Origin of the sequence: Enterobacter cloacae complex sp. IR5384, from assembly GCF_049237265.1 — a bacterium.
Classification (GTDB): domain Bacteria; phylum Pseudomonadota; class Gammaproteobacteria; order Enterobacterales; family Enterobacteriaceae; genus Enterobacter; species Enterobacter cloacae.
On the sequence record NZ_JBMKHJ010000004.1, the window covers coordinates 240,457 to 265,193 of the forward strand.

General features: G+C 54.6%; 26 protein-coding genes and 6 tRNA genes. 15 read left to right on the top strand and 17 right to left on the bottom strand.

The window, feature by feature from the left end; genetic code table 11:
- Positions 1–128: 128 nt before the first annotated feature.
- Together ACOTX3_RS05975 and ACOTX3_RS05980 are read right to left on the bottom strand one after the other, a co-directional pair.
- Positions 129–204: transfer RNA gene (locus ACOTX3_RS05975), tRNA-Ala, on the bottom strand.
- 41 nt (positions 205–245) lie between these two features.
- Positions 246–321, bottom strand: a tRNA-Ala gene (locus tag ACOTX3_RS05980).
- Positions 322–538: 217 nt separating this feature from the next.
- Here ACOTX3_RS05980 and ACOTX3_RS05985 point away from each other — a divergent pair.
- Positions 539–901 carry a YfeC-like transcriptional regulator gene (locus tag ACOTX3_RS05985; RefSeq protein ID WP_020690601.1) on the top strand — a complete coding sequence of 121 codons (363 nt, stop codon included), beginning with the start codon at positions 539–541 and terminating at the stop codon, positions 899–901.
- A 1-nt stretch (position 902) separates the two neighbouring features.
- Positions 903–1,298, top strand: coding sequence for a YfeC-like transcriptional regulator (locus ACOTX3_RS05990; protein WP_013098190.1), 396 nt, complete (start codon positions 903–905; stop codon positions 1,296–1,298).
- Between the two features lie 43 nt (positions 1,299–1,341).
- Here the strand turns inward: ACOTX3_RS05990 and gltX are convergent, their stop codons facing one another.
- Entirely contained in the window at positions 1,342–2,757 is a 1,416-nt protein-coding gene (gltX, locus tag ACOTX3_RS05995) for a glutamate--tRNA ligase (RefSeq protein WP_038420306.1), read from the bottom strand.
- A 258-nt stretch (positions 2,758–3,015) separates the two neighbouring features.
- Between gltX and ACOTX3_RS06000 the strand changes: the two genes are divergently transcribed.
- The 5 genes from ACOTX3_RS06000 to ACOTX3_RS06020 all read left to right on the top strand — a co-directional run bounded on the left by ACOTX3_RS06000 (position 3,016) and on the right by ACOTX3_RS06020 (position 3,916).
- A tRNA-Val gene (locus tag ACOTX3_RS06000) sits at positions 3,016–3,091 on the top strand.
- 42 nt (positions 3,092–3,133) lie between these two features.
- Positions 3,134–3,209 (top strand) — tRNA-Val (locus ACOTX3_RS06005).
- Between the two features lie 29 nt (positions 3,210–3,238).
- A tRNA-Val gene (locus ACOTX3_RS06010) sits at positions 3,239–3,314 on the top strand.
- Positions 3,315–3,318: 4 nt separating this feature from the next.
- Positions 3,319–3,394, top strand: a tRNA-Lys gene (locus tag ACOTX3_RS06015).
- A 180-nt stretch (positions 3,395–3,574) separates the two neighbouring features.
- On the top strand, positions 3,575–3,916 hold the full coding sequence (locus ACOTX3_RS06020; RefSeq protein WP_013098192.1) for a FlxA-like family protein: 342 nt from the start codon (positions 3,575–3,577) through the stop codon (positions 3,914–3,916).
- Here ACOTX3_RS06020 and ACOTX3_RS06025 read toward each other — a convergent pair.
- The gene (locus tag ACOTX3_RS06025; protein WP_013098193.1) at positions 3,913–4,848 is read right to left on the bottom strand and encodes a LysR family transcriptional regulator; all 936 of its coding nucleotides are present in this window, start codon (positions 4,846–4,848) and stop codon (positions 3,913–3,915) included. The two genes, ACOTX3_RS06020 and ACOTX3_RS06025, sit on opposite strands and share 4 nt — an antisense overlap.
- A gap of 89 nt (positions 4,849–4,937) precedes the next feature.
- On the opposite strand from ACOTX3_RS06025, the gene ACOTX3_RS06030 reads away from it, so the two are divergent.
- Complete coding sequence (locus ACOTX3_RS06030; protein ID WP_029883927.1) at positions 4,938–5,933, top strand: bile acid:sodium symporter family protein; 996 nt, start codon at positions 4,938–4,940, stop codon at positions 5,931–5,933.
- On the opposite strand, the gene ACOTX3_RS06035 is transcribed toward ACOTX3_RS06030, so the two are convergent.
- The 3 genes from ACOTX3_RS06035 to zipA form a co-directional block, all read right to left on the bottom strand.
- On the bottom strand, positions 5,930–6,145 hold the full coding sequence (locus ACOTX3_RS06035) for a DUF3820 family protein (RefSeq protein ID WP_003861328.1): 216 nt from the start codon (positions 6,143–6,145) through the stop codon (positions 5,930–5,932). The two genes, ACOTX3_RS06030 and ACOTX3_RS06035, sit on opposite strands and share 4 nt — an antisense overlap.
- 1 nt (position 6,146) lies before the next feature.
- Positions 6,147–8,162 carry an NAD-dependent DNA ligase LigA gene (gene ligA, locus ACOTX3_RS06040; protein ID WP_058679458.1) on the bottom strand — a complete coding sequence of 672 codons (2,016 nt, stop codon included), beginning with the start codon at positions 8,160–8,162 and terminating at the stop codon, positions 6,147–6,149.
- A 69-nt stretch (positions 8,163–8,231) separates the two neighbouring features.
- Positions 8,232–9,218: a cell division protein ZipA gene (gene zipA / locus ACOTX3_RS06045; protein WP_058679457.1), complete on the bottom strand. Its 987-nt coding sequence runs from the start codon at positions 9,216–9,218 to the stop codon at positions 8,232–8,234.
- Between the two features lie 230 nt (positions 9,219–9,448).
- On the opposite strand from zipA, the gene cysZ reads away from it, so the two are divergent.
- The 5 genes from cysZ to crr all read left to right on the top strand — a co-directional run bounded on the left by cysZ (position 9,449) and on the right by crr (position 14,242).
- Positions 9,449–10,210 (top strand): sulfate transporter CysZ, encoded by a 762-nt coding sequence (gene cysZ, locus ACOTX3_RS06050; protein WP_013098197.1) that lies wholly within the window; start codon positions 9,449–9,451, stop codon positions 10,208–10,210.
- Positions 10,211–10,373: 163 nt separating this feature from the next.
- Complete coding sequence (gene cysK / locus ACOTX3_RS06055) at positions 10,374–11,345, top strand: cysteine synthase A (RefSeq protein ID WP_013098198.1); 972 nt, start codon at positions 10,374–10,376, stop codon at positions 11,343–11,345.
- Positions 11,346–11,662: 317 nt separating this feature from the next.
- Positions 11,663–11,920 carry a phosphocarrier protein Hpr gene (gene ptsH / locus ACOTX3_RS06060; RefSeq protein WP_000487600.1) on the top strand — a complete coding sequence of 86 codons (258 nt, stop codon included), beginning with the start codon at positions 11,663–11,665 and terminating at the stop codon, positions 11,918–11,920.
- A 44-nt stretch (positions 11,921–11,964) separates the two neighbouring features.
- Positions 11,965–13,692, top strand: coding sequence for a phosphoenolpyruvate-protein phosphotransferase PtsI (ptsI, locus tag ACOTX3_RS06065; RefSeq protein WP_013098199.1), 1,728 nt, complete (start codon positions 11,965–11,967; stop codon positions 13,690–13,692).
- Between the two features lie 40 nt (positions 13,693–13,732).
- On the top strand, positions 13,733–14,242 hold the full coding sequence (gene crr / locus ACOTX3_RS06070; protein WP_003861316.1) for a PTS glucose transporter subunit IIA: 510 nt from the start codon (positions 13,733–13,735) through the stop codon (positions 14,240–14,242).
- Between the two features lie 44 nt (positions 14,243–14,286).
- Here crr and pdxK read toward each other — a convergent pair whose 3' ends face one another.
- From pdxK to ACOTX3_RS06120, 10 genes are all read right to left on the bottom strand, one after another.
- Positions 14,287–15,123 (bottom strand): pyridoxine/pyridoxal/pyridoxamine kinase, encoded by an 837-nt coding sequence (gene pdxK, locus ACOTX3_RS06075; protein WP_048972563.1) that lies wholly within the window; start codon positions 15,121–15,123, stop codon positions 14,287–14,289.
- Between the two features lie 5 nt (positions 15,124–15,128).
- Positions 15,129–16,040 (bottom strand): cysteine synthase CysM, encoded by a 912-nt coding sequence (cysM, locus tag ACOTX3_RS06080; RefSeq protein WP_013098201.1) that lies wholly within the window; start codon positions 16,038–16,040, stop codon positions 15,129–15,131.
- A 118-nt stretch (positions 16,041–16,158) separates the two neighbouring features.
- A complete protein-coding gene (gene cysA, locus ACOTX3_RS06085) occupies positions 16,159–17,253 on the bottom strand; it encodes a sulfate/thiosulfate ABC transporter ATP-binding protein CysA (protein WP_058679456.1) in 1,095 nt (364 codons plus the stop codon).
- Positions 17,243–18,118, bottom strand: coding sequence for a sulfate/thiosulfate ABC transporter permease CysW (gene cysW / locus ACOTX3_RS06090; protein WP_013098203.1), 876 nt, complete (start codon positions 18,116–18,118; stop codon positions 17,243–17,245). Before cysW ends, cysA begins: the two co-directional genes overlap by 11 nt.
- Positions 18,118–18,951, bottom strand: coding sequence for a sulfate/thiosulfate ABC transporter permease CysT (gene cysT, locus ACOTX3_RS06095; protein WP_013098204.1), 834 nt, complete (start codon positions 18,949–18,951; stop codon positions 18,118–18,120). The genes cysW and cysT overlap by 1 nt, the downstream gene beginning before the upstream one ends.
- On the bottom strand, positions 18,951–19,964 hold the full coding sequence (gene cysP / locus ACOTX3_RS06100; RefSeq protein WP_013098205.1) for a thiosulfate/sulfate ABC transporter substrate-binding protein CysP: 1,014 nt from the start codon (positions 19,962–19,964) through the stop codon (positions 18,951–18,953). Before cysP ends, cysT begins: the two co-directional genes overlap by 1 nt.
- Positions 19,965–20,136: 172 nt before the next feature.
- Positions 20,137–21,036, bottom strand: coding sequence for a Dyp-type peroxidase (locus tag ACOTX3_RS06105; protein WP_038984269.1), 900 nt, complete (start codon positions 21,034–21,036; stop codon positions 20,137–20,139).
- 92 nt (positions 21,037–21,128) lie between these two features.
- Positions 21,129–21,704, bottom strand: a complete 576-nt coding sequence (locus tag ACOTX3_RS06110) for an RpoE-regulated lipoprotein (RefSeq protein ID WP_013098207.1) — start codon at positions 21,702–21,704, stop codon at positions 21,129–21,131.
- Positions 21,705–21,767: 63 nt separating this feature from the next.
- Positions 21,768–22,217, bottom strand: a complete 450-nt coding sequence (locus ACOTX3_RS06115) for a DUF2919 domain-containing protein (RefSeq protein WP_014832841.1) — start codon at positions 22,215–22,217, stop codon at positions 21,768–21,770.
- A complete protein-coding gene (locus ACOTX3_RS06120) occupies positions 22,204–22,629 on the bottom strand; it encodes a GNAT family acetyltransferase (RefSeq protein WP_014832842.1) in 426 nt (141 codons plus the stop codon). The genes ACOTX3_RS06115 and ACOTX3_RS06120 overlap by 14 nt, the downstream gene beginning before the upstream one ends.
- Positions 22,630–22,841: 212 nt before the next feature.
- On the opposite strand from ACOTX3_RS06120, the gene amiA reads away from it, so the two are divergent.
- Both amiA and hemF read left to right on the top strand, forming a co-directional pair.
- Complete coding sequence (gene amiA, locus ACOTX3_RS06125; protein WP_013098210.1) at positions 22,842–23,717, top strand: N-acetylmuramoyl-L-alanine amidase AmiA; 876 nt, start codon at positions 22,842–22,844, stop codon at positions 23,715–23,717.
- On the top strand, positions 23,717–24,616 hold the full coding sequence (gene hemF / locus ACOTX3_RS06130) for an oxygen-dependent coproporphyrinogen oxidase (protein ID WP_058679455.1): 900 nt from the start codon (positions 23,717–23,719) through the stop codon (positions 24,614–24,616). The genes amiA and hemF overlap by 1 nt, the downstream gene beginning before the upstream one ends.
- Positions 24,617–24,737: the final 121 nt, after the last annotated feature.

Here is a 24,737-nt window from a genome sequence, read left to right on the forward strand (position 1 = left end):
TTATAGACTCGTTTATTGATTTGGATTGAGGCGAGGTATAGGAACGCTGCTAATTTGGCAACAAAAGAGGGTGAAGGTCGTTACAAAGACATAAAAAAACCCCCGTCTTTCGACGAGGGTTCAAATTTTGGTGGAGCTAAGCGGGATCGAACCGCTGACCTCTTGCATGCCATGCAAGCGCTCTCCCAGCTGAGCTATAGCCCCACATGTTACTTTACTTACCCTACTCTGTTGGGTTCAGAGTTTGGTGGAGCTAAGCGGGATCGAACCGCTGACCTCTTGCATGCCATGCAAGCGCTCTCCCAGCTGAGCTATAGCCCCATCGTAAAGCTGTCATGTTGACGGGCGGCATAATATGAATTCCGCTGCGGAGTGTCAACGGCAAAATCAATCACTGCCGTTCAATCGCCGAAAAATCATGCAAATGAACCACTTTGCGAGCCGCCTCGCAGTCAGGAGTTAAGCCTGTCACGTTTTCACCTAAAACGGTGCTATAAAATGAACCGTTAATTGACCCCACAAATATTCAGGAAATTGTATGATCAAGGAACGAATGACGCCAGAAGAGTTAGCCCTCCTCACTGGCTATAGCCGCCAGACCATCAATAAATGGGTACGCAAAGAGGGTTGGATTACATCGCCAAAACCGGGAGTTCAGGGCGGGAAAGCGCGCCTGGTACATGTGAACGAGAAAGTGCGTGACTTTATCCGCAGCGCGCGCCGGGCAACGGAAACCGCAGATATGCCGGAAAATGCGTTGCAAAACGGTTCTCTGCACACATTACTTCTGACGCTGGCGAATGAAATGACGCCGGAAGAGCAAAAGCAGATGACATCGCTGTTACTGCGGGAAGGGATTACCGGATTGTTGCAACGTTTAGGGATTCGCGACCATAACTGATATGAAAAGATTACGCAGCAAAATGACCACGGAAGAGCTGGCGAACAGCCTGGGTGTTGCCCGGCAAACCGTTAACCGCTGGATTCGTCAGCAGGGCTGGAAAACCGAAGGGATCAATGGCGTGAAAGGGGGACGGGCGCGGCTGATCCACATTGATGCTCGGGTGAAGGAGCATATCATGAACCTCCCTGCCATTCGCAACCGTCAGGCGGTTTACCACCTGGCAGAAGCAACGATGCCCTACGGCGATCCTGCGTCGTCGAATCTGCTCGTGCAGATTGTCGACACACTTGAAAACATGACGCAGCTGGAACAGGAACGACTGCACGTGTTGCTAAAACGCGAAGGCATCAGTGGTTTTCTTACGCGCCTGGGTATTGCTGAATTACACGCATAAAAAAACGGCAGGTTACCCTGCCGTTTTTGCATCTCAGGCTGTTTTACTGCTGGTTTTCACGTTCAGCAATAAATCCCAGAGCCTTGTTAATGCGCGCCACGCTGCGAGACTTACCGATCGCGTGAACGGTAACATCCAGCGCCGGAGACTGACCCGCACCGGTCACCGCTACGCGCAGTGGCATACCTACTTTACCCATACCGACTTCCAGTTCGTCAGCGGTAGCCTGAATCGCATGATGCACATTCTCGGCGGTCCACTCAGTGAGGGCAGCCAGTTTGTCACGTACCACTTCCAGCGGCTGACGCGCAACAGGACGCAGATGTTTCTTCGCGGCATCCGCATCGAACTCATCAAACTCTTCATAGAAGTAGCGGCAGCTTTCGGCGATCTCTTTCAGAGTTTTGCAACGCTCGCCGAGCAGTTTCACCAGGTCCGCCAGCTCAGGGCCAGTACGGGTATCAATATTGGCCTGCTCAATGTGCCACTGCAGGTAAGTCGCCACATATTCCGGCGGCATGGTATTGATGTAGTGGTGGTTCAGCCACAGCAGCTTGTCAGTGTTAAATGCACTGGCGGATTTGCTCACAGAGTTCAGAGAGAACAGATCGATCATCTCTTCGCGGCTGAAAATTTCCTGATCGCCATGAGCCCAGCCCAGACGCACCAGGTAGTTCAGCAGCGCTTCCGGCAGATAGCCGTCGTCGCGATACTGCATAACGCTGACCGCACCGTGACGTTTAGACAGCTTTTTACCGTCGTCACCGTTGATCATTGAAACGTGCGCATAGACCGGAACAGGGGCATTTAACGCTTTCAGGATGTTGATCTGGCGCGGGGTGTTATTGATATGGTCTTCGCCACGGATAACGTGGGTGATTTCCATGTCCCAGTCGTCAACCACCACGCAGAAGTTATAGGTTGGAGAACCGTCGGTACGGCGGATGATCAGGTCGTCCAGCTCCTGGTTGCTGAATTCGATTGGGCCACGGATCTGGTCGTCAAAAATAACAGAGCCGTCCTGTGGGTTAGCAAAACGCACCACGCAAGGTTCATCAGCGGCATGCTCGCTGTGGTCATGGCGGCAGCGGCCGTCGTAACGAGGCTTTTCGCCGTTCGCCATCTGCTCTTCACGTAGCGCATCCAGGCGCTCTTTAGAGCAATAGCATTTGTATGCCGTACCCGCGACCAGCATCTCGTCAATTACCGCGTTATAACGGTCAAAACGTTTGGTCTGGAAGTAAGGACCTTCATCCCACTGCAGATTCAGCCAGTTCATCCCATCCATAATGGCTTCAATTGCTTCCGGCGTGGAGCGCTCGAGATCGGTGTCTTCAATACGCAGCACGAACTCACCTTTGTTGTGGCGTGCAAAAAGCCAGGAATAGAGAGCAGTACGTGCACCACCGACGTGCAGGTAGCCTGTCGGGCTGGGCGCGAAGCGAGTTTTGATTTTCATGAAATGGCCTTACGTTATAAAGATGCCGGCAATCGGCAAATCCTGGGGAAAAAACGATGGGCAATATTCTATCACTGTGCGGCGATTCCTCAATGTCGATCCCTTTATCGTGACCGAGTTTGCTGTTTTTGTTTAGAAATCATGCGCCACAGCCCATTTCACGATCGTTTTGTTTAATTTTACGACGAACGAATAAAAACTTTAGAAAATGCGTTGACTCATTTTCAACTCTCCCTATAATGCGACTCCACACAGCGGGGGTGATTAGCTCAGTTGGTAGAGCATCTCCTTTACACGGAGGGGGTCGGCGGTTCGAGCCCGTCATCACCCACCATCTACTTCACGTAGACTCGCAGTGTAGATAAGAATTGAGATTGGGCGATTAGCTCAGTTGGTAGAGCATCTCCTTTACACGGAGGGGGTCGGCGGTTCGAGCCCGTCATCGCCCACCATTCTCACCTTATCGCAGCAGTTCCGAAATGGGCGATTAGCTCAGTTGGTAGAGCATCTCCTTTACACGGAGGGGGTCGGCGGTTCGAGCCCGTCATCGCCCACCATTTCGGGTCGTTAGCTCAGTTGGTAGAGCAGTTGACTTTTAATCAATTGGTCGCAGGTTCGAATCCTGCACGACCCACCAATGTAAAAAAGCGCCCTAAAGGCGCTTTTTTGCTATCTGCGATATGGACGGTTCGAATCTTTTGCACAGAAACTTCCTGTAGCCGCTCCAGCCAGCCTAACGCCCTGCCAGATATAGCAGTTTTCCTCAAGCTCCCACCATCGGTGCCGATATCTCTGTTTTATGGTAAGAGGAAAGACTATGACGACCATTCAGACATCAACCCACCCTATTCAAACCAGTAACAGTGGTGGGAGTGCTTCCAGTGGCAACGATATTGCTGCCCAAATCAGCCGCATCACGGAGCAAATCACCAAACTGACTCAACAGCTAAAAGAGCTGCCAGAGAGTGCCGGCAGCCCGGAAGAGAAGAAAAAACAGCAGGAGCTCATTCAGGCACAGCTTAAAGTGCTGCAGACACAGCTTGCACAACTATTGCGCCAGCAGGCGGAAGAGGCCCAGAAGAAACAAGATCAGAAGCAGGGCAAAGTGGAAGGGGTAAACAACCCATCAGATGTCAATCAGATCGATATTTACATCTAATCATCTGCAGCATTAAACAGTGGGTCGCGTATGCGGGCTTCGGTTAACCGTTGCGCCTGGATACGCACCACTTCCCAGATAGCCTGTGCCGCCCCCGAAAGAGAACGATTTTTTCGTCGAACCAGCATCAGCTTTCTGTCAACCACCGGGGTCAACCGTCTTACAGCCAGCCGGCTCCCCTGTGGCAACGGCAGTGCCAGGGCAGGCAATACGCTGATCCCAATGCCTGCCTCAACCATAGGAAACAGCGTAGCCGGGTGACCAATCTCCTGCACGATGGTTGCTTTTACCCCCTGAGCATTCAGCGCGGAGTCAATCAACGGACGGCTGCCCGATGCATAATCCTGTAAAACCAGTTTCGCGCCCTGCAGCGTCTGCCAGCTAACATGAGGCAGCATTGCCAGCGGATCGTCGTCCCGACAGAGCAGCAAAAAAGGCTCAGAAAGCACAATCTCACACTCCAGGTCACTCACCTGGCCGGGATCGATGACGATGCCAAAATCCACATCGCCCTGGCGGATGCTCTCCAGCACCCACTGTTGCGGCCTGTCGTGCAGCACAAAATCTATATCCGGATAGCGCTGGTTACCCTCAGCAATACACTGCGGAATAAGATGCGCCGAAATCGTCTGGCTTGCTGCCACCCGTACGGTGCCAGAAAGCTGCTGCCCCAGTCTCCCGACATCCCTGAGCGTGCTGTTCAGTTCATCCAGTAACCGCTCCAGTCGCAGCGCCAGCTGCTGTCCGGCTTCGGTTAATACCACTTCACGCGTGGTGCGGTCGAGTAGACGCACACCTGTCTGGAGTTCCAGTTCTTTCACACTGTGGCTGACGGCCGACTGGCTCAGGCCAATGATCTCCCCTGCCCGGCTGAAGCTGCGGGCATGGGCCACGGTGACAAAAACGCGAAGCTGACGTAAGGAATAATTCATCTGTTTAATTCATGAATAGATGCAATAAATCAATTTTATTTCTCAAAGGGAACAAAGCACAATAGCGACATCTGTTTTCAGGAGTCATTATGAAACTATTTCGTATTCTTGATCCGTTTACACTTACCCTGGTCGTCACCGTTTTACTGGCCTCCTTCTTCCCCGCGCGCGGCGGTTTTGTGCCATTCTTTGAAGGACTCACTACCGCGGCCATCGCGCTGCTGTTCTTTATGCACGGCGCCAAACTCTCCCGCGAAGCCATTATCGCAGGGGGAAGCCACTGGCGACTCCACCTGTGGGTCATGTGCAGCACCTTTATTCTTTTCCCAATACTCGGCGTGCTGTTTGCGTGGTGGGCTCCGGTCAATGTTGACCCGGCGCTCTATACCGGTTTCCTCTACCTCTGTATTTTGCCAGCCACCGTCCAGTCCGCGATTGCCTTTACTTCGCTGGCAGGCGGCAACGTCGCGGCCGCTGTCTGCTCGGCATCGGCATCAAGCCTGTTAGGGATTTTCGTCTCGCCGCTGCTGGTTGGCCTGCTGATGAATATGCACGGTGCAGGCGGTAATCTGGAGCAGGTCGGGAAAATCTGTCTGCAGCTGCTTCTGCCATTTGTCCTTGGTCATCTTTCTCGTCCGTGGACGGGGGCGTTTGTGGCGAAGCACAAGAAATGGATCTCAAAAACCGATCAGACGTCGATCCTGCTGGTGGTTTACTCCGCCTTCAGCGAAGCCGTGGTGAATGGTATCTGGCATAAGGTGGGCGCAGGCTCGCTGCTGTTTATCGTGGTGGTCAGTATCGTCCTGCTGGCGATTGTCATTGCGGTAAACGTCTTTGTGGCACGCAAATGTGGCTTCAACAAAGCAGACGAAATCACCATTGTGTTCTGCGGCTCGAAGAAAAGCCTGGCAAACGGCATCCCGATGGCCAACATTCTGTTCCCGACCTCGGTGATTGGGATGATGGTACTGCCGCTGATGATTTTCCATCAGATCCAGCTGATGGTCTGTGCAGTACTGGCGCGTCGTTATAAACGTCAGACGGAAAAACTGGCGCAGGAAGAGACCCGCGCCGCGAAGGCTTAAGGACGTTTCAGGGGCTGAACCAGCTGGGTCAGCCCCTCGGTTTTAATCAGTAGCGTGATGGCCATCAGCTCGCCCAGTCGTCCCGCCGGGAATTCATCCTTTCGGGCAAACCACAGAAGGTACTCTTCCGGCAAATCAATCAGCCTGCGGCCCTTATATTTACCGAACGGCATCTCTGTATTGGCGATCTCGACGAGCTGCTCTTTTTCCACGTTACTCTCCCAACAGACGCATCATTTCTGCTTCATCGATTACCTCAATCCCGAGCTCCTGCGCTTTTGCAAGCTTGGAACCGGCGGCTTCCCCGGCGATCACCAGATCCGTTTTCTTCGACACGCTGCCCGCCACTTTTGCCCCCAGCGCCACCAGACGCGCCTTCGCATCATCCCGTGAAAGCTGGCTGAGACTGCCGGTCAGTACTACCGTTTTACCGGCAAACGGGCTGTCGATCTCTTCGGCGTTGACGACGACCGGCGCAGGCCATTTAATGCCCTGCTCCAGCAGTTTGCCGATGACGTCGCGGTTGCTCTCTTCGGCAAAGAAGTTAAAGACGTGCGTGGCCACCACAATGCCGACATCAGGCACTTTTTGCAGCTCCTCAATGCTCGCTTTCTCCAGCGCGTCCAGCGTGCCAAAGTACGCCGCCAGACCTGCAGCGGTGGCTTCACCCACCTCACGAATACCAAGCGCATAGAGGAAACGTGCAAACGTGGTCTCTTTGGCGGCTTCCAGCGCATTCACCACATTCTGAGCCGACTTCGGCCCCATGCGGTCAAGACCGGTCAGCTTACCCGCCGTCAGTTTGAAAAGATCCGCAGGCGTATGGACATACTCTTTCTCAACCAGCTGGTCGATAATTTTGTCACCCATGCCGTCAACGTCCATTGCCCGTCGGGAAACGAAATGCTTGAGTGACTCTTTACGCTGCGCGCCACAGATTAATCCCCCGGTACAGCGAGCCACCGCTTCGCCTTCCACACGCTCTACGTCTGAGCCACATACCGGGCAATGCGTCGGAAACACGATGGCGCGCGTATCATCAGGGCGCTCTGACTGAACCACGTTGACGACCTGCGGGATCACATCTCCCGCCCGGCGAATCACCACTTTGTCACCAATACGCAGGCCAAGACGATCGATTTCATCCGCGTTATGCAGCGTAGCGTTGCTCACCAGCACACCGGCCACGTGCACTGGCTCCAGACGTGCAACTGGCGTGATGGCTCCCGTACGACCCACCTGGAACTCCACATCGCGGACAAAGGTCATCTGCTCCTGGGCCGGGAATTTAAACGCCACAGCCCAGCGCGGTGCTCGCGCCACAAAGCCTAGCTGCTCCTGAAGCGCAAGCGAGTTAACCTTGATCACCACACCATCGATATCAAAACCGAGCGTCGGGCGGTCTTCTTCAACTTTGCGATAAAACGCAAGAACCGCCTCCGGTGAGTCGCAAAGCTGCACGCGGTTGCTGACCGGCAAGCCCCACGCTTTAAACTGCAGCAAACGCCCGAGGTGGGTGTCCGGCAGCTCCCCTCCTTCCAGAATACCGACGCCATAGCAGAAGAAAGTAAGCGGTCGCTTCGCGGTAATACGCGGGTCCAGCTGGCGTAAAGAGCCTGCCGCCGCGTTGCGCGGGTTCGCAAACACCTTCCCACCGGTGCGACGCGCCTCTTCGTTGATTTTCTCGAAGCCCGCCTGCGGCAGGAAAACTTCACCGCGCACTTCCAGACGAGCAGGAATATTGTCGCCGTGCAACTTCAGCGGGATCGCGCGGATGGTACGCACGTTGGTGGTGATGTCTTCCCCGGTGGTGCCATCACCGCGCGTTGCGGCACGGACCAGCACGCCGTTTTCGTAGAGGATGCTGACGGCCAGGCCATCCAGCTTCAGCTCACAGCACCAGGTCAGGGCGTCGCTGCTTTTGAGTCGATCCTGCACACGCTTATTAAAGGCGAGAAAGCTCTCTTCATCGAAGACGTTATCCAGAGAGAGCATCGGCACTTCATGACGTACCTGGCTGAACGCACCTAGCGGTTCAGCGCCGACACGTTGGGTTGGCGAGTCCGGGGTGATCAACTCCGGGTGCTGCGCCTCTAAATCGCGCAGTTCACGCATCAGGCGATCGTACTCCGCATCCGGCACTTCCGGTGCGTCCATCACATGATAAAGATAGTCATGATGGCGAAGCGTGGTTCGCAGTTCAGTGATTTGTTGTTCGATTGAGTCCATATCGCACCATCAATGAGAAAAAACCCCCGACAGGCGGGGGTTGAGGAGGAGCTGAAGAAAACGCGTCGATTACGCGTTGGCTTCCTTAACTTCGCGGATGCGGTCCTGATACTCGCGCAGTTTCTGCGGCGTCATCATGCGACGCTGGTCGTCGAGTACCACACCACCCACTTCGTCAGCGATGTGCTGAGCGGACTGCAGCATCAGCTTAAAGTTTTGCAGTTCGTCACCGTAAGATGGAACCTGCATAAAGATCGTCACGCCCGGCGTTACGAAATCGCCCGTCATTTCAGGGTCGAAGGTGCCAGGGTTAACCATGTTGGCCAGGCTAAACAACGCCGGGCCGCTACCGTCCGGGCTCAGGTGGCGATGGAAAATATTCATGTCGCCAAACTTGAAGCCAGCCTGTTGAATACTGTTAAGCAGCACGTCACCGTTCAGATGGCTGCCGTGATGGGCGGCCACGTTCATGATGATCACCGCTTCTTTACGCTGCGGTTTTTCAACAACCGGTTCTGGCTCTACAACGGGCTCTGGCTCAACCTGCGGTGCCGGGGCTGGATGTGCTGCAGGCTGCGCCTGAACAGGCTGTTGCGGCGGTTGCTGTACCGGCTGAGCAGGCTGCGGTTGTACAGGCTGCTGCACGGGTTGCTGTGGAACCGGCTGCGGCGCAGCTGGCTGCTGTTGAACAGGCTGCGGCGGCGGCTGACGCACCGGCTCTTCCACAGGCTGCGGCGCAGGCTGGCGCGGCTGTGCAGAAGCATACGGCGGTTGATACTGGTGCTGCGCAGTACGGGGGGCTTCATGCTCCCCATGAGCCGCGCCGGGCGCAGTATTGACCCGATGAACACGAACTTCACCCACGCCGTCGTCATCGCGATCGTCGATGTCATATTCACTGTCATCGTCGTCACGACTGGATTTCATGCGCTTCAGTGGGCGATCGCGAAACATAGAAGAACGCTCTTTACGGCTGGTCCAGAAACCATGTACCAGTAAAGCGATTATGGCGATCGCGCCAACAATGATTAATATCAGACGCAAATCCTGCATCATTATATTCTCTGTTGTTCTAACACCTTGCCACCACGGCAAACATTTACTCACTAAGAGTATTTGCCGTTTACGTCAAGTGCAAGTGTGTGCAGAGCATTCACAGCATAAAGATGAACTAAATCGTGCTTTTTGCTGTTTTTTCGAACATTTCCGAACTGGTCATTGGTCCGTAACTGGATAATATAGGCGGGCAATTCCACTGGTTGTGAAAAAAGGAGTACAGCCTGGTTATGGTTTCAACATCTTCTTCTCCCCCACGCAGCGGCGTCTGGTATTTTTCCCAGGGCTGGAAACTGGTCTCCCTGCCGGGTATTCGACGTTTCGTCATTCTGCCCTTGCTGATCAACATTATTCTTATGGGCGGCGCCTTCTGGTGGCTTTTCACGAAGCTTGAAAGCTGGGTCCCGGCCATGATGAGTTATGTACCTGACTGGCTGCAGTGGCTGAGCTATCTGCTGTGGCCACTCGCGGTGATTTCTGTGCTGTTGGTGTTCGGCTATTTCTTCTCAACGATTGCCAACTGGATTGCGGCGCCGTTTAACGGCCTGCTGGCGGAACAGTTGGAAGCGCGTCTGACCGGTGCCACACCACCGGACACGGGCGTACTGGGGATCATGAAAGATATTCCGCGCATCATGAAGCGCGAATGGCAAAAATTCGCCTGGTATCTCCCCCGTGCAATTGTACTGCTTCTCCTTTATCTGGTGCCCGGTATCGGCCAGACGGTGGCACCTGTGCTGTGGTTCCTGTTCAGCGCCTGGATGCTGGCTATTCAGTACTGCGACTACCCGTTTGATAACCACAAGGTGCCCTTTAAAGAGATGCGTACCGCGCTGCGCACGCAGAAAGTGGCCAATATGCAGTTTGGCGCGCTTACCAGCCTGTTCACCTTGATCCCCTTCCTTAATCTTTTCATCATGCCCGTTGCGGTGTGCGGCGCAACGGCAATGTGGGTCGACTGCTACCGTGCTAAGCACGCGTTATGGAAGTAATGCAAAAATGTGTAAACAAGGGATGGCTTATGCTATCCCTTATTCCATACTGATCCCCATTATTTCCTTGCAGTATATAGATATGCGAATTCCTTACTTCCCCCTACCTGCTTAGCAGGTATGCTGGGTCGGTATCCCAATTTCATACAGTTAAGGACAGGCCATGAGTAAGATTTATGAAGACAACTCGCTGACTATCGGTCATACGCCCCTGGTTCGACTGAACCGTATCGGTAATGGACGCATTCTGGCGAAGGTCGAATCCCGCAACCCGAGCTTCAGCGTAAAATGCCGTATCGGTGCAAATATGATTTGGGATGCCGAAAAACGTGGCGTGCTCAAGCCAGGCGTTGAGCTGGTGGAGCCTACCAGCGGCAACACCGGTATTGCGCTGGCCTATGTGGCTGCGGCGCGTGGCTATAAGCTGACGCTGACCATGCCTGAAACCATGAGCATCGAACGCCGCAAGCTCCTAAAAGCGCTGGGTGCAAACCTGGTGTTGACCGAAGGCGCGAAAGGCATGAAAGGTGCCATTCAGAAAGCCGAAGAGATTGTTGCCAGCGATCCGGCGAAATACCTGCTGCTTCAGCAGTTCAGCAACCCGGCAAACCCGGAAATTCACGAAAAAACCACCGGCCCGGAAATCTGGGAAGATACCGATGGCCAGGTTGATGTGTTTATCTCCGGCGTGGGTACCGGCGGTACGCTGACCGGTGTGTCACGCTATATTAAAGGCACGAAAGGTAAAAAAGACCTGATCACCGTGGCCGTTGAGCCGACCGACTCGCCGGTTATCACCCAGGCGCTGGCGGGTGAAGAGCTCAAGCCGGGCCCGCACAAGATTCAGGGTATCGGCGCAGGCTTTATTCCGGGTAACCTGGATCTGAAGCTTATCGATAAAGTCGTCACGATCACGAACGAAGAAGCCATCTCGACGGCACGCCGCCTGATGGATGAAGAAGGTATTCTGGCCGGTATCTCTTCCGGTGCGGCCGTTGCGGCGGCGCTCAAACTTCAGGAAGATGAGTCCTTTACCAACAAGAATATTGTGGTTATCCTACCTTCGTCAGGTGAGCGTTACTTAAGCACTGCACTGTTTGCCGATCTGTTTACCGAGAAAGAACTGCAACAGTAATGCCAGCATGTTAATAACGCGTAAAAAAGCACCTTTTTAGGTGCTTTTTTGTGGCCTGCTTCAAAGTTTTACCCCTCCTGGCATTGATTCACCCCGTTGGGTCTGGTATTTAAACCAGCAATTATTTTGATGCGTGAAATTAATCAGCGAACGAAATACCCTTGCTGAATCGATTTTATGATTTGGTTCAAGTCTTGCTTTCGCTGCATAATGTTTAATGACGATCGAAACGTCAGCGCTAACAATACAGGCTAAAGTTCAGTCGCCAGGCTAGACTTTAGTTCCACAACACTAAACCTATAAGTTGGGGAAATACAATGTTCCAGCAAGAAGTTACCATTACCGCTCCGAACGGTCTGCACACCCGCCCTGCTGCTCAGTTTGTTAAAGAAGCGAAAGGCTTCACTTCTGAAATCACTGTGACTTCCAACGGCAAAAGCGCTAGCGCAAAAAGCCTGTTCAAACTGCAGACTCTGGGCCTGACTCAGGGCACCGTTGTCACTATCTCTGCTGAAGGTGAAGACGAGCAGAAAGCAGTTGAGCATCTGGTAAAACTGATGGCTGAGCTCGAGTAAGTTTCCGGGTTCTTTTAAATATCAGTCACAAGTAAGGTAGGGTTATGATTTCAGGCATTTTAGCATCCCCGGGTATCGCTTTCGGCAAAGCATTGCTGCTGAAAGAAGACGAGATCGTCATCGACCGGAAAAAAATTTCTGCCGACAAGGTTGATCAGGAAGTTGAACGTTTTCTGAGCGGTCGTGCCAAGGCATCTGCGCAACTGGAAGCAATCAAAACTAAAGCTGGCGAAACTTTCGGTGAAGAAAAAGAAGCTATCTTCGAAGGGCACATCATGCTGCTCGAAGATGAGGAGCTGGAGCAGGAAATCATAGCCCTGATTAAAGATAAAGGCATGACGGCCGACGCGGCTGCGCATGAAGTTATCGAAGGTCAGGCATCTGCCCTGGAAGAGCTGGACGATGAATACCTGAAAGAGCGTGCGGCTGACGTACGTGACATCGGTAAACGCCTGCTGCGCAACATTCTGGGTCTGGCCATCATCGATCTGAGCGCGATTCAGGACGAAGTGATCCTGGTTGCCGCTGACCTGACCCCGTCTGAAACCGCACAGCTGAACCTGAACAAGGTGCTGGGTTTCATCACCGACGCCGGTGGCCGTACCTCCCACACCTCAATCATGGCGCGTTCTCTGGAACTGCCTGCCATCGTGGGTACCGGTAACGTCACCACTCAGGTGAAAAACGACGACTATCTGATTCTGGATGCCGTAAACAACGTGGTTTACGTCAACCCAACTAACGATGTGATCGAGCAACTGCGTACCGTTCAGGAGCAGGTTGCCACCGAGAAAGCGGAACTCGCTAAACTGAAAGACCTGCCAGCCATCACGCTGGACGGCCATCAGGTAGAAGTGTGCGCTAACATCGGTACCGTACGCGACGTCGATGGCGCTGAGCGCAACGGCGCGGAAGGTGTGGGTCTGTATCGTACTGAATTCCTGTTCATGGACCGTGACGCCCTGCCAACTGAAGAAGAGCAGTTTGCGGCGTACAAAGCGGTGGCTGAAGCCTGTGGCTCTCAGGCCGTTATCGTCCGTACCATGGACATCGGTGGCGACAAAGAGCTGCCGTACATGAACTTCCCGAAAGAAGAGAACCCATTCCTGGGCTGGCGTGCAGTGCGTATCGCTATGGATCGTAAAGAGATCCTGCGTGACCAGGTGCGTGCGATTCTGCGTGCCTCTGCTTTCGGTAAGCTGCGCATTATGTTCCCGATGATCATCTCTGTTGAAGAAGTGCGTGCACTGAAGAAAGAGATCGAGATCTACAAACAGGAACTGCGTGACGAAGGTAAAGCATTTGACGAGTCAATTGAGATCGGCGTAATGGTGGAAACACCAGCAGCCGCGACCATTGCGCGTCATTTAGCCAAAGAAGTTGATTTCTTTAGTATCGGCACCAATGATTTAACGCAGTACACCCTGGCAGTTGACCGTGGTAATGATATGATTTCACATCTCTACCAGCCAATGTCACCGTCCGTACTGAACTTGATCAAGCAAGTTATTGATGCTTCTCATGCAGAAGGTAAATGGACTGGCATGTGTGGTGAGCTTGCAGGCGACGAACGTGCTACACTTCTGTTGCTGGGTATGGGTCTGGACGAATTCTCTATGAGCGCCATTTCCATCCCGCGCATTAAGAAGATTATCCGTAACACGAACTTCGAAGATGCGAAGGTGTTAGCAGAGCAGGCTCTTGCTCAACCGACAACGGACGAGTTAATGACGCTGGTTAACAAGTTCATTGAAGAAAAAACAATCTGCTAATCCACGAGATGCGGCCCAAATTACTGCTTAGGAGAAGATCATGGGTTTGTTCGATAAACTGAAATCTCTGGTTTCTGATGATAAGAAAGACTCCGGAACTATTGAGATTGTTGCTCCGCTCTCCGGCGAGATCGTCAACATCGAAGACGTGCCGGATGTAGTGTTTGCTGAGAAAATCGTTGGTGATGGCATTGCTATCAAACCAACTGGCAACAAAATGGTTGCTCCAGTTGACGGCACCATCGGTAAAATTTTTGAAACCAACCATGCGTTCTCTATCGAATCTGATAGCGGTATCGAACTGTTCGTTCACTTCGGTATCGACACCGTTGAACTGAAAGGCGAAGGCTTCAAACGTATCGCAGAAGAAGGCCAGCGTGTTAAAGTTGGCGACCCGGTGATTGAATTCGATCTGCCACTGCTGGAAGAAAAAGCCAAGTCTACCCTGACGCCGGTTGTTATCTCCAACATGGACGAAATCAAAGAGCTGATCAAACTGTCTGGCAGCGTCACCGTGGGTGAAACCCCGGTTATCCGCATCAAGAAGTAATTCTTGCCGCACAGAAAAATGGCGCCTTCGGGCGCCATTTTTGTTTATGCGGGGAGGATAAGCTCGTCGTAACCTTTCGACTGCGTATAGATCATGACGTCAGTCACCCGATCGCCTGCCATGCGTATGGCGTCAGCAACGGTTTTCCCCCCCACGATACCGCTGACCAGTTCTGAACAGAACAGATCGCCCGTTCCTTTCAGATCCGTCTCGACGCGCGGGTGCGCGCTTACGGTAACGCCCTCTTTACTCACCAGCACGACGTGAATATTCTGCGGGTCGTCGGCCACCGGCGCACTGGTTATCGCCACCCATTTCAGCGTATCGGAAAGCAGCCCCTGCGCGGCGGCGATGGCGCTCTCTGGCGTGCGGCACGGTTTACCGCTTAACACTTCCAGTTCGAATACGTTGGGCGTAATGCCCTGCGCCAGCGGCAGCAGATGCTCACGATACGCCTCAGGAATATCAGGTTTAACGTACATACCGCTGTCGATATCCCCGATCACCGGGTCAACCAGCACCAGCAACTCCGGGTGTTGCACTTTGATCGTCTTCAGCCACTGCGCCAGCAGAACAATCTGGCTGGCGCTGCCCATGTAGCCAGTGGTGACCGCCTTAAGCTCGCGCAGGATCTCGCGCTCTTCCAGCGCCTTCAGGTAGCCGCTGAACCACTCATCGGGGATCACCCCGCCGTAAAAGGTGTCATAGTGCGGCGTGTTGCTGAACAGCACCGTCGGCACGGCGGTCACGTTAAGCCGGTGGGTACGAATATTGGGTACCGCAATGCTGTTCCCCACGCTGCCGTACACCACCTGCGACTGCACCGCGACAATATCGGTTTGCTGCGCCCGGGTCTTATCCCGGAATAAAATCATCTCCATGACGCTTAAATCCCCGCCCCCTGCGAATAACTCTCTTCGCCAAAGACGCCGGTAGACAGATAACGATCGCCGCGATCGCAGATAATCGCCACCACCACTGCACCAGGGTTCTCCTGCGCCACACGCATCGCACCTGCTACCGCGCCACCCGAGCTAACCCCGCAGAAGATGCCTTCGCGTACCGCCAGCTCGCGCATGGTATTTTCCGCCTCGCGCTGATGAATATCCAGCACCTGATCCACCAGCTGAGCATTAAAAATGCCCGGCATGTATTCCGCAGGCCAGCGACGAATACCCGGAATGCTGCTCCCCTCTTCCGGCTGCAGGCCGACAATGGCGACCGGTTTTTCCTGCTCGCGCAGAAAACGCGACACGCCGGTGATGGTGCCGGTGGTGCCCATGCTGGAGACAAAATGGGTGATACGCCCGTCGGTTTGTTGCCAGATTTCCGGGCCAGTGGTCGTGTAGTGGGCGTAGGGATTATCCGGATTATTGAACTGATCCAGCAGTTTGCCTTCACCGCGCTCAGCCATCGCCAGCGCCAGGTCGCGCGCCCCTTCCATCCCCTGCTCTTTGGTCACCAGTATCAGTTCAGCACCGTAAGCCCGCATCGCGGCGCGGCGCTCCTGACTCATGTTGTCCGGCATCAGCAGCTTCATGCGGTAGCCTTTCAGCGCGGCAATCATCGCCAGCGCAATGCCGGTATTCCCGCTTGTGGCCTCAATGAGCACGTCGCCTGGCTTAATTTCACCGCGCTTCTCAGCCTGGACAATCATCGACAGCGCCGCGCGGTCTTTGACTGACCCCGCCGGGTTATTGCCTTCGAGTTTGACCCAGATTTCGCTGCCGTTGTCAGGCCCCATGCGCTGAAGCTTGACCAGTGGAGTGTTGCCGATGGTGTGTTCGAGTGTATTCACGATTTTTACTCAATAAAAAAGCCGGGTGGCGCTTCGCTTACCCGGCCTACAAGACGCAGTTTTAGCTGTAGGCCCGGTCAGCGCAGCGCCACCGGGCGATAAACATCCTAATAACCTATCAGGCTGACTCCGCCAGAGCAATATCCTCGCGCGTCTCGATGCGCTGGTTACCGTGATAAATACGGGCATGCTGCAGCCCCACAAACAGGCGTTCACCCCGGTGTGGCGCCTCTTCATCGCGCATCACCACCGTCAGCGGCTCGGTATACCAGCCCAGCGGTTGTACCACCATTTGTGTGTAGTGACCTTTAGGGCTAGCTTCCAGCACCTGCACCGGCAGCGGTGAATCCAGGCTGGTACGACGGCTGACGTCCACTTCCCACGGGCGCAGGAACAGGTCCACCGGCCCCTGATGGGCAGGCGTGTATCCCAGCGGCCAGCGGTGTGCCCCGACGTGGAATTGTCCGCCGCGTACGGTGCCCTGCAGACGGTTAACTTCGCCCATAAACTCCAGGACAAAACGGGTGGCAGGTTCACGCCAGAGCTGCTCTGGCTCGTCCACCTGCTCGATGTTCCCCTGGCTCATGACCACCACACGGTCCGCGACTTCCATCGCCTCTTCCTGGTCGTGGGTGACGAAGACGCTGGTGAATTTCAGCTCTTCATGCAGCTGACGCAGCCAGCGGCGCAGCTCTTTACGCACCTGCGCATCCAGCGCGCCAAACGGCTCATCAAGCAGCAGTATTTGTGGCTCCACGGCCAGCGCGCGCGCCAGTGCGACACGCTGTTTCTGGCCGCCCGAAAGCTGCGCCGGGAAACGGTCAGCCAGGTGGGCCAGCTGCACCATTTCCAGCAGTTTGGTCACCTTCGCTTTGATGGTTGCCGCATCCGGGCGTGCGCGACGCGGCAGCACGGTCAGGCCAAACGCAATGTTGTCGAACACCGTCATGTGGCGAAACAGCGCGTAATGCTGGAACACGAAGCCGACTTTACGATCGCGGGCATGCAGGCGGCTCACGTCGGTGCCGTGAAAACGGATATGTCCGCTGGTCTGATGTTCAAGACCGGCGATGATACGCAGCAGCGTGGTTTTACCCGAGCCAGACGGCCCCAGCAGCGCCACCATTTGTCCGGAAGGGATATCCAGCGAGATATCATTCAGCACCTGGGTGCGACCAAAAGACTTCTTAATATTGGCAATCTCAATGCTCATGATTTCCCTCCTGATGCTGACGTTTTTCCTGATTTTCTAAACGCCACTGCACCACACTCTTCAAAAACAGGGTCAAAATAGCCATCAGCGTCAGCAACGCTGCGGCGGTAAAGGAGCCGATGGTGTTATAGTCCTGCTGCAGCAGTTCAATCTGTAACGGCAGCGACAGGGTTTCACCTCGAATGGAACCGGATACAACCGACACCGCCCCAAACTCGCCGATTGCGCGGGCGTTGGTCAGCACCACCCCATAGAGCAGTGCCCAGCGAATGTTCGGCAGCGTGACGCGGCGGAACATCTGCCAGCCTGACGCGCCCAGCAGCACAGCCGCTTCGTCTTCGTTGCTCCCCTGGCTTAACATCACCGGTACCAGTTCGCGTACCACAAACGGACAGGTTACAAAGATAGTCACCAGCACCATACCCGGCCAGGCAAACATCACCTGCAGGTTGTGCTCATCCAGCCAGCCACCCAGCGGGCCGTTAGAGCCGTAAAAGAGCAGGTAAACCAGGCCTGCCACCACCGGTGAGACGGCGAAAGGGATATCCAGCAGCGTCAGCAGCATCTGACGCCCCGGGAAGGTAAAGCGCGTCACAAGCCAGGCCAGCAGCGTACCGAATACCAGGTTGACCGGCACGGTGATCAGCGCAATCAGCACCGTCAGCCAAATGGCGTGCAGCATATCCGGGTCCGCCAGGTTTTCCAGCGCGGGCATAATCCCTTTGCTGAACGCCTGCACGAAAATATAAATTGTCGGTACCACAAGGATGAGAGCAGAAACCAGCACGCCCGTACCAATCAAAAACCATTTACCCCAGTTGATGCGGGGCGCATCGTATCGCTTCAATTGAGTAACTTCCGCCATCAGTGACCTACCACACGTCGACCAAAGCGACTTTGCAGAGTGTTGATTGTGTAGAGCAGCAGCAACGATGCGGCAAGAATGACCGAGGCAATGGCGCTCGCTGCCGGGTAATCAAACTCCTGCAAACGGATAAAAATCATCAGCGACGTCACTTCCGTTTTCCACGCAATATTACCGGCGATAAAAATGACCGCACCGAACTCGCCGAGGCTACGGGTAAACGACAGCGCCACTCCCGCCATCAGTGCCGGCGAAAGCTCAGGCAGGACAACTTTACGGAAGCTCTGCCAGCGCGTAGCCCCCAGCGTTTCTGCCGCTTCTTCATATTCCGGGCCTAACTCTTCCAGCACCGGCTGTACGGTACGTACCACGAACGGAATACTGGTAAAGGCCATCGCCACCGCGATACCGAGCCAGGTATAGGTCACTTTGATGTCAAACTTCGCCAGCCACTCGCCGTACAGACCGTTTACAGAGAAAAGTGACGCCAGCGTTAAACCGGCAACGGCCGTCGGCAGTGCAAACGGTAAATCCATTAACGCGTCGAGCAGCGTGCGGCCCGGAAAACGATAGCGGGTTAAAATCCACGCCATCAGCAGGCCAAACACGCCGTTAAAAAGCGAGGCCACAAACGCCGACAGCAGCGTCACTTTATAGGCCGCAACGACCTGTGGGTTGGTGACCACTTCCCAGTACTGGGACCAGCTCATCTGCGCAAGCTGCATCACCAGCGCGCTGAGCGGCAACAACAAAATCAGGCAGACGAACAGCAGGCTGGTTCCGAGGCTTAAGGTAAACCCCGGCAGCACGCGTTTAGTCGAGAGGGCAAACATTACTTACGCCCCGCCGCCAGCAATTTGTCTAATTCACCGCCGCTGGCAAAATGCGTTTTCATCACCTCAGGCCAGGAGCCGAAATGATCCTCCACGCGGAACAGCGCGGTCTGGGGGAATTTATCTTTCAGTTTGTTCATCACGTCAGGGTTGTTCACGCGATAGTAGTAATCGGTAATGATGGTCTGCGCCTGTGGGCTGTACAGGTAGTTGAGATAGGCTTTTGCCGCTTTCTCAGTGCCGTTTGCCTGCACGTTTTTATCCACCCACGCCACCGGGAACTCGGCCAGGATGTTGGTTTTCGGGATAACGACTTCAAAGCCCTGCGCTTCATACTGTTTGCGGATGTTATTCACTTCCGATTCAAAGCTAATCAGCACATCGCCCAGACCGCGTTCTGCGAAAGTCGTGGTTGCTCCGCGACCGCCGGTATCAAACACTTCGACGTTTTTCAGGAACTGGGTCATGAACTGCTCGGTTTTGGCTTTATCGTTACCGTCTGCTTTGTCCGCTGCACCCCACGCCGCCAGATAGGTATAACGCGCATTACCGGAAGTTTTAGGGTTCGGGAAAATCAGCTTTACGTCAGAACGAACCAGATCGCTCCAGTCGTGGATATTCTTCGGATTGCCTTTACGCACCAGGAAGCCCATGGTGGAGTAGAACGGCGAGCTGTTGTTTGGTAAACGGCTCTGCCAGTCGGCCGGGATGAGCTTGCCTTTGTCATGCAGGATCTGCACATCGGTCACCTGGTTATAGGTCACCACGTCCGCTTTCAACCCCTGGAGGATCGCCAGCGCCTGTTTGGACGAACCGGCGTGAGACTGTTTAATGGTCAGCTTGTCGCCGTTATTGTCTTTCGCCCATTGCTGCTCAAACGGCGGGTTAAGGGCGGCAAACAGCTCGCGGGAGACGTCATATGAACTGTTCAGCAGCTCAGTCGCCTGCGCCTGTGCCACCAGCAGTAAACCTGCCAGTGCCAGGGATCCTTTTTTCAGTACAGTAACGGCCATTGCGCACCCTTATAAATGTGATGACTATCTTATTGTCATAATATTTATAACGAGGTCGAAAGGAGTAACGGTTTTATATACCGTTTGGTGATTTACAAGCAGAAAAGGGAATAAGGGTGAGGCCTGTTGCCCTCACCCCACCCCTCTCCCAAAGGGAGAGGGAGAAAGGGAATTACAGCGCCATCAGACGCTCAATGGATGGTGCGAAGTAGTAGCCGCCAGTGACCGGTTTGGTGAAGCGCAGCATGGCGTCACGCTTGCCGTCGGTATCGCCGAACATGCTCAGCAGCTGTTGCTCAATATTGTACAGACGCGCGCAGTAGGCGCAGAAGTAAAGGCCATGGGTTCCGCTTGCGGTGCCATACGGCAGGCTCTGGCGAACAATCTTCAGCCCTTTACCGTCTTCCTTGAGGTCAACGCGGCTCAGATGAGAGGTCACCGGGCGTACATCGCCGTCGATCTCTTCGTTGGCCTCTTTGGTACGGCCAATCATCATCTCCTGGTCCTGCACACTCATGCGGTTAAGCTGCTTAAGGTTATGCTCCCAGCGCTGAACAAATACGTAGCTGCCGCCGGCATCCACGCCATCCTTGATGACCGCCACTTCACGGCGCGTCTCTTCACCTGCCGGGTTTTCCGTCCCGTCGACAAAGCCGCTCAGGTCGCGCTCTTCCACCCAGCGGAAACCGTGGACTTCTTCCTGAACGTCAATGCTGTCACCAAACGCCGCTACCGCCGCCTGAGCAACGGAGAAGTTTACGTCGTGGCGCAGAGAGAGAATATGGATCAACACGTCGTACTGGGTTGCCGGTGCCAGACCTTTGCCGTAAGGGATAAAGTCTTTGAGCTCTTCCGCCCCTTCGCCACCGCTCAGCTGACGCCAGACGTTATTGCCAAAGGCCACCACGGCACCCAGATGGGCATCCGGGAATTTGGCCTGGAAGGTGGCCAGTTTATCCACAAAGACTTTGCTGGCCGCACGCAGGGCATCCACATCCCCTTTCACATTGGCTTCAATCCAAATCGCCGCGCGGCAATGTTCTGGCAAAATGCCACTCTGAACCTGAGACATCGCTCCTCCTGAAATAAAGATGCCACGACAACGTGGCATTGATGGCGGGTATTATACCCGGATTTCAGCGAGACGGATTGTTCAGGCGCAAATTACTGCTGCCAGATAATTTTGCTCACTTTCCAGTTTTTCAGCGTATCGTCAGACGGCATTAAGCCTTCAGGACCGCTCCAGGTTCCGGTAAAGAGGTAGCTGATGTGCTGGCTGTCCGGCGCTTTACATTGCACCGCCACGCCATCGTCTGAAGGCGCGCTGGCGCAGTTGCCGAAAGCCTGTTTATAGAGATCGCTAAACGGCGTACCAACCTTCACGCCGCTCGCCGTCGGGATGGCATCGTCCAGCACGGCAATACGGTTTACCGTGCCTTTATCGCCGTTAATCACCAGCGCCAGTTTGTCTCCCTTCAGCGCTTCGAAGTAACGCACGATAGTGCCGTTTTCAGTTTTCATGCCGCTGCGCAGACGATAGTCGCTGCTCAGGGCCGCCTGAAGCGCGTCCTGATCCAGCGCCGTCGCGGCGGTAATGTTGCCCACGCCCTGCTCGGTCACTTCCAGCGAAGAGCCAAACCAGTTCCACGGATAAGCGGCCGACCAGTTAATAGAGGAGAGCGTTGAACAGCCGGTTAACGCCAGCGGGAGAGCGCATAAAAGTAAACGCAGCGATTTCATTGAAACGTCCTTACGTGTTAAATCAACGCTTGTTGGAGTGCAGCATCGGCAAAAAGTGCCGCGTTAATCTGACTCATGCGTAAAACAGGCGCGTAAGCGGGGGTTAGTCAGCAGCCACAGCAGCGCCACGATATCGGCAACCACCAGCGCAATGCCGATGCCCGTAAGCGGTTCACCGTACCACCAGAGCACAGGCTGCCAGCAGAGCAGCGCAATCTGGGCCAGGATCAGCAGCCAGCGAAGCGCACGCCAAAGCCTTGGGATCGCCTGTCGTCGGCCGCTGCACAAAAACGTCACCACCGCCGGTACGCCCGGTAACAGGCCGAGCCAAAAGGCGTCGTGATCGGGATAAAAGAGCGTCAGTAATGTATCGCCCTGCCCGCGGGACGCGGCGGCCATGACAAACAGAACCCAGGTGCGGGCCTGCAGCAGCAGTACGCACCAGAATAAGAAAGGCAGCCTGACACGCCCCTGCGCGTCGTAATCTGCCGGGTGGATCTCAATACTCTTCATCTTCGATCAGACGCTTACCTAAGCTCAGCACGTCAGCGTGTTCATAGCCCAGACGTTCATACATGCCCAGCACCACGTCGTTATCTTCGCGCACCATGATCTGAATTTTCGGGCAACCGCGAGCGATCAGTTTTTTCTCAAGACGATTGAGCAGCGCATTGGCAATGCCGCGCCCCCGGTATTCCGGGTGAACGCCCAGATAATAAGCAGAGCCGCGATGACCGTCGTAACCGCCCATCACCGTGCCCACCACTTCGCCGTTCACTTCCGCCACCAGAAACAGACTGACGTCGTGATTCAGCTTACGCTCAATGTCCATCTCTGGATCGTTCCACGGACGCAGCAAATCGCAGCGCTCCCAAAGGGTGATCACCTCTTCGAAATCTTCCTGGCGAAAAACGCGTATCTCCATGGTATTAACCGCCTTTTCGGGTTTAAAAACAGTGATTATGGCGCGAACAGGGCATTTAGCCAATAACCGGGGAAAATCTCGCCAAAATTTGGCATAATGTCACTTTGTCACGTATTGAAATGAAAAGTAAAACAATTCGCAATAAGGACTGTCGTAACGCTAAACGCGATACGATATAACACCAGGACCGCAATTTTTACTATTCAGGCCGCATGAGCACATTCAAACCATTAAAAGCACTCACATCGCGTCGTCAGGTTCTCAAAGCGGGGCTGGCGGCCTTAACGTTAACGGGCATCGCACAGCAGGCTCAGGCAAAAGAAGAGAGCACGCTTAAAACCAGTAACGGACACAGCAAACCCAAAGCCAAAAAACCAGGCGCGAAGCGTCTGGTCATGCTCGACCCGGGTCACGGCGGCATTGATACCGGCGCCATTGGCAAAAACGGATCAAAAGAAAAACACGTCGTGCTGGCAATTGCAAAAAATGTGCGATCGATTTTACGCAGCAACGGCATTGACGCCCGCCTGACACGCACGGGCGACACCTTTATTCCGCTGTATGACCGCGTGGAAATTGCCCATAAGCACGGTGCCGATCTCTTTATGTCCATTCACGCGGATGGCTTTACAAACCCTTCCGCCGCGGGCGCGTCGGTGTTTGCCCTCTCCAATCGCGGCGCCAGTAGCGCCATGGCGAAATATCTCTCCGACCGTGAAAACCGTGCGGATGAAGTCGCCGGGAAGAAGGCCACCGATAAAGATCACCTGTTACAGCAGGTGCTGTTCGACCTCGTGCAGACCGATACCATCAAAAACAGTCTGACGCTGGGCTCGCATATCCTCAAACGGATTAAGCCGGTGCACCGTCTGCACAGCAAGAGCACGGAGCAGGCCGCGTTCGTGGTGCTGAAATCACCGTCGATTCCGTCCGTGCTGGTGGAGACCTCTTTCATCACTAACCCGGAAGAAGAGCGTCTGCTTGGTACCGCGGCGTTTCGTCAGAAAATCGCCAATGCCATCGCCTCCGGCATCATCAGTTACTTTAACTGGTTCGATAATCAAAAAGCGCACTCCAGGAAACGTTAATGAAACCGAATGCAAAGCGGGTAAAAACCTTCCTGCTGCAGTTGCAGGATGAGATTTGCCAGAAACTGGCCGCTGCAGACGGCGGTAATTTTCAGGAAGATAACTGGCAGCGCGAGGCTGGCGGCGGCGGGCGTAGCCGTGTGTTGCGAAACGGCGGGATCTTTGAACAGGCAGGCGTCAATTTTTCCCACGTTTACGGGGAGGCCATGCCCGCTTCTGCAACGGCACATCGTCCTGAACTAGCGGGCCGCAGCTTCCAGGCGATGGGCGTTTCGCTGGTGGTACACCCGCACAACCCGTTTGTGCCAACCAGCCACGCCAACGTGCGTTTTTTCATTGCGGAAAAACCGGGGGCCGATCCGGTCTGGTGGTTCGGGGGCGGTTTCGACATGACCCCCTACTACGGCTTTGAAGAGGATGCCGTGTACTGGCATACGACCGCACGCGATCTCTGCCTGCCGTTTGGCGAAGACGTTTACCCGAAATACAAAAAGTGGTGCGACGACTACTTTTACCTTAAACACCGCGACGAACAGCGCGGCATAGGCGGGCTGTTCTTTGACGATCTGAACACGCCTGATTTTGATACCGCGTTCAGCTTTATGCGTGCGGTGGGCGAAGGCTATACCGACGCTTATCTGCCCATTGTTGAACGGCGTAAAAACAGCGACTACGGCGTGCGCGAACGTGAGTTCCAGCTTTACCGTCGCGGGCGCTACGTGGAGTTTAACCTGGTATGGGATCGCGGGACGCTGTTTGGCCTGCAAACCGGCGGGCGCACGGAGTCGATTCTGATGTCGATGCCGCCGCTGGTGCGCTGGGAGTACTGCTACGAGCCAAAAGAAGGCAGCCCGGAGGCTGCCTTGAGTGAGTTTATTAAGGTTCGGGACTGGGTTTAACCCCCCTCACCCCGGCCCTCTCCCCATGTACGGTCCGGGGACATAGTGAACACTTGTTCGGGGACATGGTAGACACTTACAACTAAGGCATAAGAACCCGTTTATGGAGTCGCTTATGCCC